A 10815-nucleotide genomic window follows, 5' to 3' on the forward strand; every position below is an offset into this window, starting at 1 on the left:
ATTCCCTGAAGCCTTAAATACCCGATTCCCGTGGAGCCTCGCTGATGAAATCCTGTGAAGTCAATTTTGACGGTCTAGTGGGGCCGACCCATAACTACGGCGGTTTGTCTTACGGCAACGTCGCCTCCCAGAGCAACAGCCAGCAATCTTCGAACCCGAAGGAAGCCGCGCTGCAAGGCCTGGCCAAAATGAAAGCGTTGATGGAAATGGGCTTTCAACAAGGTGTGCTCGCGCCGCAGGAACGGCCCGACGTCGCCGCGCTGCGCCGCCTCGGCTTCAGCGGCAGCGACGCTCAGGTGATCGAAAAGGCCGCGAAGGAAGCGATGCCGTTGCTGGTTGCCAGCTGCTCGGCGTCGAGCATGTGGGTGGCCAACGCCGCCACGGTCAGCCCGAGCGCCGACACCGCCGATGGCCGCGTGCATTTCACCGCCGCCAACCTCAACTGCAAATACCACCGCAGCATCGAACACCCGACCACCAGCCGCGTGCTCGGCGCTATGTTCGCCGATCAGAAACACTTCGCCCATCACGCCGCATTGCCGGCGGTGGCGCAGTTCGGTGACGAAGGCGCGGCCAACCACACGCGTTTCTGCCGGGATTATGGCGAAGCGGGTGTCGAGTTTTTCGTGTTCGGCCGCAGCGCTTTCGACAACCGTTATCCGGCGCCACAAAACTACCCGGCCCGCCAGACACTCGAAGCTTCGCAAGCGGTGGCCCGCCTGCACGGCCTGAGCGAGGACGGCGTGGTCTACGGTCAGCAGAATCCGTCAGTGATCGACCAAGGCGTGTTTCACAATGACGTGATCGCGGTCGGCAATGGCGAGGTGTTGTTCCATCACGAGGACGCCTTCCTCGACACTGAACAGATGCTCGAAGAACTGGCGCGAAAACTCGGCAAAGTCGGTGGGACATTTCAGTCTGTGTGCGTACCGCGTTCCGCCGTGACCGTTGATGACGCCGTTCGCTCCTACCTGTTCAATAGCCAGTTGCTGTCGCGTCCTGACGGCTCAATGCTGTTGATCGTGCCGGAAGAATGCCGTAGCAACGAGCGCGTCTGGCAGTACCTGCAAAGCTTGACCGGCACCGGCGGGCTGATCCGTGAAGTGAAAGTGTTCGATCTCAAGCAAAGCATGCAGAACGGCGGTGGCCCCGCTTGCCTGAGGCTGCGCGTGGCGTTGAATGAAACCGAACTGGCGGCCGTCAACCCAGGGGTTATCATGACGGCACCGTTGTACGGCACGCTGACCGAATGGGTCGACAAGCACTATCGCGACCGCATGGCCGAAAGCGATCTTGCAGACCCGCAATTGCTGCTCGAATGCCGGACGGCACTGGATGAACTGACGCAAATCCTTAAACTGGGCGCGGTTTATCCATTCCAGATCAATTGAAAACCGGCGCGCGCGGTTTTTCCTGCGCGCCGCTTATCTCCAAATGAGAGCGTAAAACATGAGCGATACCCTGCAGCTGATCCTTGAAGACACCGACGGCACGCAACTGGAAACCTCCTGCACCCGCGTCGCGGTCCTGTGGCAAGGCAAAGAGCTGTGGATCCAGCAGGACGGCCGCGGCCAATTGCTGATCGGCGTGGACGTCGAAGAAGGTGACGCCGAATACGCCAACCTGTTGCTGCGCCCATTGGCGACTAATCTGGTAAGTCTGCAACTGGAAATGGAACCGGCCGACGTCGGCGACGAAGAGGACCACGTGCACGGCCCGGATTGCAATCACGACCATTAAGGAAATCGCGCTATGCTCGCCCTCGGCAAACTGCTTGAACTGACCCTCGCCGGCCGCGAACCGGCGGAGAAGACTCAACTGACTGTCGAAGGCGTGCGGATGCGCTGGTTGAGCGAAGGTGCGCTGGAAGTCCGGCCACCGCAAGCTCGCGACAATGGTCTGGACCTGCTGCTGTCAGCCGGCATTCATGGCAACGAAACAGCGCCGATCGAGCTGCTCGATCGCCTGTTGCATGACATCGCCCGCGGCGATCTGAAACCGTGCGCACGAATTCTGTTCCTGTTCGGTAACCCGGAAGCGATCCGCAAAGGCGAGCGCTTCGTCGAGCAGGACGTCAATCGGTTGTTCAATGGCCGTCACGAGCAGAGCAGCGGCTCGGAAGCATTGCGCGCCTGTGAGCTGGAACGGCTGGCGGCGAGTTTCTTCAGCCTGCCGGACCGAGAGCGTCTGCATTACGATCTGCACACCGCCATCCGTGGTTCGAAAATCGAGCAGTTTGCCTTGTATCCCTGGTCCGAAGGTCGCCAGCATTCCCGTCAGCAACTGAGCCGCCTGCGCGATGCCGGGATGGAAGCGGTGCTGCTGCAGAACAAACCCTCGATCGTTTTCAGCTCGTACACCTACGACAAACTGGGCGCCGAATCTTTCACGCTAGAGTTGGGCAAGGCGCGTCCGTTCGGGCAAAACGACGGGGTCAATGTCGATTTGCTGGAAACCAGAATCAAGCAGATCATTGATGGCACCGAGCCGCCAGTTGAGGAGCAGCTGGACGGCCTGCAGCTGTTCAGCGTGGCCCGGGAAATCATCAAGCACAGCGACAGTTTCCGCCTGAACCTGCCGGCGGACATCGAGAATTTTACTGAACTGGACGTCGGTTACGTGCTGGCTGAAGACATCGCCCAGACCCGTTGGATCATCGAGGAGGAGGGTGCCCGGATCATTTTCCCCAATCCCAAAGTGAAAAACGGCCTGCGCGCCGGCATCCTGATCGTGCCGGCTACCGACGAAAACCTCGCCTGAGTTCACCGCAAACCAATGTGGGAGCTAGCCTGCTAGCGATCGCAATGAGTCAGTCCACCCTGGGTGTCGACTGATACTCCGCTATCGCCAGCAGGCTAGCTCCCACAGTTATGTCCGGTGTTTAGACGGCTACCGCACGCGGCTCGGTACGACGCAACGCACGAATCTTGCTCAACGTATCGGCACAGGTCTTCGCCGCTTCTTGGCCTTTGTGCACGAAGTGATCGAAGAAGAACTGATGATGCAGTTCTTCGCCGGCATGGAAGTGGTGCGGGGTCAGAGACACCGAGAACACCGGCACTTCGGTTTCCAGCTGAACCTGCATCAGGCCGCTGACCACCGACTGGGCGACAAACTCGTGACGATAGATCCCGCCGTCCACCACCAGGGCGGCTGCGACGATGCCCGCGTAACGACCGGACTTGGCCAGCAATTTGGCGTGAAGGGGCATTTCAAAGGCGCCGCCGACTTCGTAGAAATCGATGTCTGATTCCTGGTAGCCCTGAGCAATCATTTCAGCGACGAAGCCCTTACGGCTCTGGTCGACGATATCCTTGTGCCAGCAGGCCTGAATGAACGCAACGCGCTCGCCATTGTGGTGTTTGCTTTTGCTGTCGATTGCGGTGGGTTGCATGTTCTGACTCCTGTTTGTGTGAAAAACAGGGCATATGAATCGAATGGGATTTAAGAGTGCGCACGCTGGCACGAATGCCCGCGGACGGCCCTTTGGCGCCAATCCCGTTCTCTCTTCATCCGGACTATGACCGTCGGCCCCGGGATCACACCGGGTCTGCTGACCTTGCCGCCCGACACGCTAAAAACTGTGTCTGCCACCAAGCGCTCGCGGGCTATGCGCATTGCGCGCAATCACCGCCGGTGGGGAGTTGCACCCCGCCCTGAGAACGTTTTTGCCGCCGGAAAGTGTGGCGGCGAAGCGTTTTTACCACATATTTATCGCGTCTGCATTGTGGCTATCTGATGATTGCCATCGACTTTTCTGTTGAAACAATTAGCCTTTTCCTGAAACCAGGGTTGATTAATCATCGGCAAGGCCGCAGTAATTCCACCCTGACAAGCATTTCATTTGTTCAAAGAGGCCGGATTCATGAGCGTTATCGATCTTCGCAGCGACACCGTCACCCAACCTTCGGCGGCAATGCTCGACGCAATGGCCGCAGCGGCCACCGGTGACGACGTGTATGGCGAAGATCCGACGGTCAATCGGCTGGAAGCGGAGTTGGCCAGGCGTCTGGGGTTCGCCGCGGCGTTGTTCGTGCCAACGGGCACCATGAGCAACCTGCTCGGGTTGATGGCGCATTGCGAGCGCGGTGATGAATACATCGTCGGTCAGCAGGCGCACACCTACAAATACGAGGGCGGTGGTGCGGCAGTGCTTGGGTCGATCCAGCCGCAACCGCTGGAAGTGCAGGCTGACGGGTCGCTGGATCTGGCGCACGTGGCCGCAGCGATCAAGCCCGACGATTTCCATTTCGCCCGTACTCGCTTGCTGGCACTGGAAAACACCATGCAGGGCAAAGTGCTGCCGTTGGCGTATCTGGCCGAGGCGCGGCAGTTTACCCGCAAACATGGCTTGCAGTTGCACCTGGACGGCGCTCGGCTTTACAACGCGGCGGTTAAACTCGGGGTGGACGCACGCGAGATCGCGCAGCACTTCGATTCGGTCTCGGTGTGCCTGTCCAAAGGCCTCGGCGCGCCAGTCGGTTCGGTGTTGTGCGGCTCGGCCGACTTGATCGGCAAGGCCCGGCGTTTGCGCAAAATGGTCGGTGGCGGCATGCGTCAGGCCGGTATTCTGGCTGCAGCGGGTCTGTATGCGCTTGATCACAATGTTCAGCGCCTGGCTGACGACCACGCCAATGCCGAACGAATCGCCGAAGGCTTGTGTGCTGCCGGTTATGACGTCGAACCGGTGCAGACAAACATGGTTTACGTGCAAATCGGGGAGCGGGCCGAAGCACTCAAGGCCTTCGCCGCCGAACGCGGGATCAGGTTGAGTGCGGCCGGTCGTCTGCGCATGGTCACGCACATGGACGTCAGCCCGGCGCAAATCGAGCAGGTCGTCGCGGCATTCGTCGAGTTTTCCCGCAACTGATCGCGTTAGCCGTCCAATTGACCGTTTCTATCGTATAAACACGCTGCACCCCGCGCGCAGGGCCGATATAATGCGGCCCTTTGCCGTCGCTTCGTCTGTTGACGTTCGCACAGGCCTTTGGCCGCAGCCTCCGTGGAAGAACCTATGAAAAGCGCAGAAATCCGTGAAGCCTTCCTTCGCTTCTTCGAAGAGCAAGGCCACACCCGTGTAGCCTCCAGCTCTTTGATTCCGGGCAACGACCCCACCCTGCTGTTCACCAACGCGGGGATGAACCAGTTCAAGGACTGCTTCCTGGGCCAGGAAAAGCGCGCGTACACCCGCGCCGTTTCGAGTCAGAAATGTGTGCGCGCCGGCGGCAAGCACAACGACCTGGAAAATGTCGGTTATACCGCCCGTCACCACACCTTCTTCGAGATGCTGGGCAACTTCAGCTTCGGTGATTACTTCAAGCGCGATGCGATCACCTACGCCTGGAACTTCCTGACCTCGGACAAGTGGCTGAACCTGCCAAAGGAAAAGCTCTGGGTCACCGTCTACGCCAGCGATGACGAGGCGTACGACATCTGGACCAAGGAAATTGGTGTTCCGGCTGAACGCATGGTTCGTATCGGCGACAACAAAGGCGCGCCCTACGCCTCCGACAACTTCTGGACCATGGGCGACACCGGCCCGTGCGGCCCTTGCACCGAGATTTTCTACGATCACGGCGCCGACATCTGGGGCGGCCCACCGGGTTCGCCGGAAGAGGACGGCGACCGTTACATCGAAATCTGGAACAACGTCTTCATGCAGTTCAACCGCACCGCCGACGGCGTGCTGCACCCGCTGCCAGCACCATCGGTGGATACCGGCATGGGCCTGGAGCGGATCAGTGCCGTGCTGCAGCACGTGCACTCGAACTATGAAATCGATCTGTTCCAGAGCCTGCTGAGCGCATCGGCCAAAGCCATCGGTTGCACCAACGACAATCAGGCCTCGCTGAAAGTCGTGGCTGACCACATTCGTTCGTGCGGCTTCCTGGTGGCCGACGGCGTGCTGCCGTCCAACGAAGGTCGCGGCTACGTGCTGCGCCGGATCATTCGTCGCGCTTGCCGTCACGGCAATAAACTGGGGGCCAAGGGCAGCTTCTTCTATCAGATCGTTGCAGCGCTGGTTGCCGAGATGGGCGAAGCGTTCCCGGAACTGAAAACCCAGCAGGCGCACATTGAGCGCGTGTTGAAGGCTGAAGAAGAGCAGTTCGCCAAGACCCTGGAGCAGGGCCTGAAAATCCTCGAGCAGGATCTGGCTGAACTCAAAGGCGACGTGGTACCGGGCGACGTGGTGTTCAAGCTCTACGACACCTACGGTTTCCCGATGGACTTGACCGGCGATATCGCCCGCGAGCGCAACCTGACCCTCGACGAAGCCGGTTTCGAACGGGAAATGGAAGCCCAGCGAGTCCGTGCCCGTTCCGCCAGCTCCTTCGGCATGGACTACAACAGCCTGGTCAAGGTTGATGTAGCCACCGAGTTCACCGGTTACAAAGCCACCAGCGGTTCGGCGAAAGTGGTCGGCCTCTATAAGGACGGTCAAGCGGTCGACGTATTGAATGAAGGCGAAGAGGGTGTGGTCGTTCTCGATCAGACACCGTTCTACGCAGAATCCGGCGGTCAGATTGGCGACAGCGGTTATCTGCAGGCCAGCGGCGGTCGTTTCGACGTGCGTGACACCACCAAGACTGGCGGCGCTTTTCTGCACCACGGCGTGCTGGCATCGGGCAGCCTGACTATCGGCGCCCCGGTTGAAACCCACGTGGAAGCCGAAGTCCGTAACGCGACGGCGCTCAACCACTCGGCCACTCACTTATTGCACGCCGCACTGCGCAAAGTGCTGGGCGAGCATGTGCAACAGAAAGGTTCGTTGGTCGACAGTCAGCGTCTGCGCTTCGACTTCAGCCACTTCGAGGCGATCAAGCCTGAGCAGTTAAAAGCACTGGAAGACATCGTCAACGCCGAGATTCGCAAGAACTGGGCGGTTGAAACCGAAGAAACCGACATTGAAACCGCCAAGCAGAAAGGCGCCATGGCACTGTTCGGCGAGAAGTACGGCGATAGCGTGCGCGTGCTGAGCATGGGCGATTTCTCGGTTGAACTGTGCGGCGGTATTCACGCCAACCGCACCGGCGACATCGGCCTACTGAAAATCATCAGCGAAGGCGGTGTGGCGTCGGGTGTGCGTCGTATCGAGGCGGTCACCGGTGCTGCGGCCCTGGCCTACTTGAACGCGGCAGAAGAACAACTCAAGGAAGCGGCCAGCCTGGTCAAGGGCAGCCGCGACAACCTGATCGACAAGCTGTCGGCTGTGCTGGAGCGCAACCGTCTGCTGGAGAAGCAACTCGAGCAGTTGCAGGCCAAAGCGGCCAGCGCGGCGGGCGACGATCTGTCGGCCTCCGCCCTGGATGTCAAAGGCGTGAAAGTGCTGGCCGTGCGTCTGGACGGTCAGGACGGCAAGGCGCTGCTGGCGCTGGTCGATCAACTGAAAAACAAACTCGGCCGCGCAGTGATCCTGCTCGGCAGTGTCCATGAGGAAAAGGTCGTTCTGGTTGCAGGCGTAACCAAAGACCTGACTGGCCAACTCAAAGCCGGTGATTTGATGAAGCAAGCCGCTGCGGCAGTGGGCGGGAAGGGCGGCGGTCGTCCAGACATGGCGCAGGGTGGCGGTATCGACGCTGACGCACTGGACGCCGCATTGGCCCTGACCGTTCCGTTTGTAGAGCAGGGTCTATAAGGCAGCGTGTCCAGCCCGCAGTCCAGTGGCGGGCCGGGCGCTGTTCGAGTGATTATTTGGGCGCCCTTCATGGGGCTGAGGCGGCTTTGAGATGGCTTTGATCGTACAGAAATTTGGAGGCACCTCGGTCGGCACTGTCGAGAGAATCGAGCAGGTCGCCGACAAGGTTAAGAAATTCCGCGATGCCGGCGATGACCTGGTGGTTGTGCTGTCTGCAATGAGCGGCGAGACCAACCGTCTGATCGATCTGGCCAAGCAAATCAGTGGTGACGATCAACCGGTTCCGCGTGAACTGGATGTCATCGTTTCCACCGGCGAGCAGGTGACGATTGCACTGCTGGCCATGGCGCTGATCAAGCGTGGTGTGCCGGCGGTCTCCTACACCGGTAATCAGGTGCGGATTCTGACGGACAGCGCGCACAACAAAGCGCGTATCTTGCAGATTGACGATCAGAAAATTCGCGGTGACCTGAAGGCCGGCCGGGTAGTGGTAGTCGCCGGTTTCCAGGGCGTCGACGAGCACGGCAACATCACTACCCTTGGTCGTGGCGGTTCGGACACCACCGGCGTGGCGCTGGCAGCAGCCTTGAAGGCTGACGAATGCCAGATCTACACCGATGTCGACGGCGTCTACACCACGGACCCGCGCGTGGTTTCCGTGGCGCAGCGTCTGGACAAGATTACCTTCGAAGAGATGCTGGAAATGGCCAGCCTCGGTTCCAAGGTGTTGCAGATCCGTGCGGTGGAATTCGCCGGCAAGTACAACGTACCGCTGCGCGTTCTGCACAGCTTCAAGGAGGGTCCGGGCACCCTCATTACTATTGATGAAGAGGAAACCATGGAACAGCCGATCATTTCCGGCATCGCTTTCAATCGCGATGAAGCCAAGCTGACCATCCGTGGCGTGCCAGACACCCCGGGCGTTGCGTTCAAGATTCTAGGCCCGATCAGTGCCGCGAACATCGAAGTCGACATGATCGTGCAAAACGTCGCGCACGATAACACCACCGACTTTACCTTCACCGTGCACCGTAATGACTACCAGGCCGCCGAAGCTGTGTTGAAAAAGACGGCTGACGAAATCGGTGCTCGTGAGGTGGTCGGTGATACCAAGATCGCCAAGGTCTCGATCGTCGGCGTCGGCATGCGCTCGCACGCAGGCGTTGCGAGTCGCATGTTCGAATCCCTGGCCAAGGAAAGCATCAACATCCAGATGATCTCGACTTCGGAAATCAAGGTTTCGGTGGTCATTGAAGAGAAATACCTGGAACTGGCCGTACGCGCCCTGCACACGGCTTTCGAACTGGACGCTCCGGCCCGACAGGGCGAGTGATGCGTTTGCCAAAGGGCGCGGTCTGACCGCGCCCTTTTGTTTTCCTGAATGGCGCGGCGAACCTGTTCTTTCGCTGGCGCTGGTCAATACTCAGGCATGTAGGGCTGCGACCGCTCAGGTTGTCGGTCGAGTGCCTTTTTTTTGCAGACTGTTGTCCCTGAAATGAAATGCGTGAGGAGAAAGGTATGTTGATTCTGACTCGTCGGTGCGCAGAAAGCCTGATTATTGGTGATGGCGAAATCACCGTGACCGTGCTCGGCGTTAAAGGAAATCAAGTGCGCATCGGTGTCAACGCCCCGAAAGAGGTTGCGGTCCACCGTGAGGAAATTTACCTGCGTATAAAGAAAGAGAAGGACGAAGAACCAAGCCATTAATTTTTATCGTTTTTTATGTTTGCAAACGGGGAAGAAGCTGGTTAATATACGCCCCGTGTTGCGGAGAGCTGGCCGAGTGGCCGAAGGCGCTCCCCTGCTAAGGGAGTACACCTCAAAAGGGTGTCGGGGGTTCGAATCCCCCGTTCTCCGCCATTATTTGCGTAGTACGTTGTAATCTGGCTTATTCGGTAAGTTGTTGAAATTACTGGAAAAAGCGCTTTACAAAAAGATTCGACGGCCTATAATGCGCGGCAACAAATGCACTCGTAGCTCAGCTGGATAGAGTACTCGGCTACGAACCGAGCGGTCACAGGTTCGAATCCTGTCGAGTGCACCATTTAAGAGTTGTTTGCAGCAATGCAAATGACTTGGCTTCAACCAGTTGTGATCTGGTATAAAACCACATATGCACTCGTAGCTCAGCTGGATAGAGTACTCGGCTACGAACCGAGCGGTCACAGGTTCGAATCCTGTCGAGTGCACCATTTAAGAGTTGTTTGCAGCAATGCAAATGACTTGGCTTCAACCAGTTGTGATCTGGTATAAAACCACATATGCACTCGTAGCTCAGCTGGATAGAGTACTCGGCTACGAACCGAGCGGTCACAGGTTCGAATCCTGTCGAGTGCACCATTTAAGAGTTGTTTGCAGCAATGCAAATGACTTGGCTTCAACCAGTTGTGATCTGGTATAAAACCACATATGCACTCGTAGCTCAGCTGGATAGAGTACTCGGCTACGAACCGAGCGGTCACAGGTTCGAATCCTGTCGAGTGCACCATTTAAGAGTTGTTTGCAGCAATGCAAATGACTTGGCTTCAACCAGTTGTGATCTGGTATAAAACCACATATGCACTCGTAGCTCAGCTGGATAGAGTACTCGGCTACGAACCGAGCGGTCACAGGTTCGAATCCTGTCGAGTGCACCATTTAAGAGTTGTTTGCAGCAATGCAAATGACTTGGCTTCAACCAGTTGTGATCTGGTATAAAACCACATATGCACTCGTAGCTCAGCTGGATAGAGTACTCGGCTACGAACCGAGCGGTCACAGGTTCGAATCCTGTCGAGTGCACCATTTAAGAGTTGTTTGCAGCAATGCAAATGACTTGGCTTCAACCAGTTGTGATCTGGTATAAAACCACATATGCACTCGTAGCTCAGCTGGATAGAGTACTCGGCTACGAACCGAGCGGTCACAGGTTCGAATCCTGTCGAGTGCACCATTTAAGAGTTGTTTGCAGCAATGCAAATGACTTGGCTTCAACCAGTTGTGATCTGGTATAAAACCACATATGCACTCGTAGCTCAGCTGGATAGAGTACTCGGCTACGAACCGAGCGGTCACAGGTTCGAATCCTGTCGAGTGCACCATTTAAGAGTTGTTTGCAGCAATGCAAATGACTTGGCTTCAACCAGTTGTGATCTGGTATAAAACCACATATGCACTCGTAGCTCAGCTGGATAGAGTAC

Annotated in this window: 8 protein-coding genes, 9 tRNA genes and 1 riboswitch; of the genes, 16 read left to right on the plus strand and 1 reads right to left on the minus strand. The window is 57.8% G+C overall.

What is annotated here, in order from left to right; translation table 11 throughout:
• Window positions 1–44 precede the first annotated feature (44 nt).
• From astB to astE, 3 genes are read left to right on the plus strand one after another with little or no spacing between them, the layout of a single operon-like run.
• Window positions 45–1391 (plus strand): N-succinylarginine dihydrolase, encoded by a 1347-nt coding sequence (gene astB, locus F8N12_RS21815; protein ID WP_150582248.1) that lies wholly within the window; start codon window positions 45–47, stop codon window positions 1389–1391.
• Window positions 1392–1449: 58 nt separating this feature from the next.
• Window positions 1450–1740, plus strand: coding sequence for a topoisomerase II (locus F8N12_RS21820; protein ID WP_150582249.1), 291 nt, complete (start codon window positions 1450–1452; stop codon window positions 1738–1740).
• A 12-nt stretch (window positions 1741–1752) separates the two neighbouring features.
• Window positions 1753–2760: a succinylglutamate desuccinylase gene (gene astE, locus F8N12_RS21825; protein WP_150582250.1), complete on the plus strand. Its 1008-nt coding sequence runs from the start codon at window positions 1753–1755 to the stop codon at window positions 2758–2760.
• A 121-nt stretch (window positions 2761–2881) separates the two neighbouring features.
• Here astE and F8N12_RS21830 read toward each other — a convergent pair whose 3' ends face one another.
• Window positions 2882–3394 (minus strand): 6,7-dimethyl-8-ribityllumazine synthase, encoded by a 513-nt coding sequence (locus tag F8N12_RS21830; protein WP_150582251.1) that lies wholly within the window; start codon window positions 3392–3394, stop codon window positions 2882–2884.
• Window positions 3395–3496: 102 nt separating this feature from the next.
• Window positions 3497–3668: riboswitch (FMN riboswitch) on the minus strand.
• A 197-nt stretch (window positions 3669–3865) separates the two neighbouring features.
• Between F8N12_RS21830 and ltaE the strand changes: the two genes are divergently transcribed.
• From ltaE to F8N12_RS21895, 13 genes are all read left to right on the plus strand, one after another.
• Complete coding sequence (ltaE, locus tag F8N12_RS21835) at window positions 3866–4870, plus strand: low-specificity L-threonine aldolase (protein ID WP_150582252.1); 1005 nt, start codon at window positions 3866–3868, stop codon at window positions 4868–4870.
• A 144-nt stretch (window positions 4871–5014) separates the two neighbouring features.
• Entirely contained in the window at window positions 5015–7636 is a 2622-nt protein-coding gene (gene alaS / locus F8N12_RS21840; protein WP_150582253.1) for an alanine--tRNA ligase, read from the plus strand.
• A 91-nt stretch (window positions 7637–7727) separates the two neighbouring features.
• The gene (locus F8N12_RS21845; protein WP_028620560.1) at window positions 7728–8969 is read left to right on the plus strand and encodes an aspartate kinase; all 1242 of its coding nucleotides are present in this window, start codon (window positions 7728–7730) and stop codon (window positions 8967–8969) included.
• Between the two features lie 185 nt (window positions 8970–9154).
• Entirely contained in the window at window positions 9155–9343 is a 189-nt protein-coding gene (csrA, locus tag F8N12_RS21850) for a carbon storage regulator CsrA (RefSeq protein WP_002554426.1), read from the plus strand.
• Between the two features lie 62 nt (window positions 9344–9405).
• Window positions 9406–9496 (plus strand) — tRNA-Ser (locus F8N12_RS21855).
• A gap of 107 nt (window positions 9497–9603) precedes the next feature.
• A tRNA-Arg gene (locus F8N12_RS21860) sits at window positions 9604–9680 on the plus strand.
• 71 nt (window positions 9681–9751) lie between these two features.
• A tRNA-Arg gene (locus F8N12_RS21865) sits at window positions 9752–9828 on the plus strand.
• 71 nt (window positions 9829–9899) lie between these two features.
• A tRNA-Arg gene (locus F8N12_RS21870) sits at window positions 9900–9976 on the plus strand.
• Window positions 9977–10047: 71 nt separating this feature from the next.
• Window positions 10048–10124 (plus strand) — tRNA-Arg (locus F8N12_RS21875).
• Window positions 10125–10195: 71 nt separating this feature from the next.
• A tRNA-Arg gene (locus F8N12_RS21880) sits at window positions 10196–10272 on the plus strand.
• Between the two features lie 71 nt (window positions 10273–10343).
• A tRNA-Arg gene (locus F8N12_RS21885) sits at window positions 10344–10420 on the plus strand.
• 71 nt (window positions 10421–10491) lie between these two features.
• Window positions 10492–10568 (plus strand) — tRNA-Arg (locus tag F8N12_RS21890).
• Window positions 10569–10639: 71 nt separating this feature from the next.
• Window positions 10640–10716 (plus strand) — tRNA-Arg (locus F8N12_RS21895).
• Window positions 10717–10815 lie beyond the last annotated feature (99 nt).

Origin of the sequence: Pseudomonas fluorescens (genome assembly GCF_902497625.1) — a bacterium.
In the GTDB taxonomy this organism is placed as follows: Bacteria; Pseudomonadota; Gammaproteobacteria; order Pseudomonadales; family Pseudomonadaceae; genus Aquipseudomonas; species Aquipseudomonas fluorescens_BQ.

Excerpts from the sequence above, each read along its gene's own strand:
- astB (WP_150582248.1), top strand. The coding sequence starts at position 45 with ATGAAATCCTGTGAAGTCAATTTTGACGGTCTAGTGGGGCCGACCCAT.
- F8N12_RS21820 (WP_150582249.1), top strand. The coding sequence starts at position 1,450 with ATGAGCGATACCCTGCAGCTGATCCTTGAAGACACCGACGGCACGCAA.
- astE (WP_150582250.1), top strand. The coding sequence starts at position 1,753 with ATGCTCGCCCTCGGCAAACTGCTTGAACTGACCCTCGCCGGCCGCGAA.
- F8N12_RS21830 (WP_150582251.1), bottom strand. The coding sequence starts at position 3,394 with ATGCAACCCACCGCAATCGACAGCAAAAGCAAACACCACAATGGCGAG.
- ltaE (WP_150582252.1), top strand. The coding sequence starts at position 3,866 with ATGAGCGTTATCGATCTTCGCAGCGACACCGTCACCCAACCTTCGGCG.
- alaS (WP_150582253.1), top strand. The coding sequence starts at position 5,015 with ATGAAAAGCGCAGAAATCCGTGAAGCCTTCCTTCGCTTCTTCGAAGAG.
- F8N12_RS21845 (WP_028620560.1), top strand. The coding sequence starts at position 7,728 with ATGGCTTTGATCGTACAGAAATTTGGAGGCACCTCGGTCGGCACTGTC.
- csrA (WP_002554426.1), top strand. The coding sequence starts at position 9,155 with ATGTTGATTCTGACTCGTCGGTGCGCAGAAAGCCTGATTATTGGTGAT.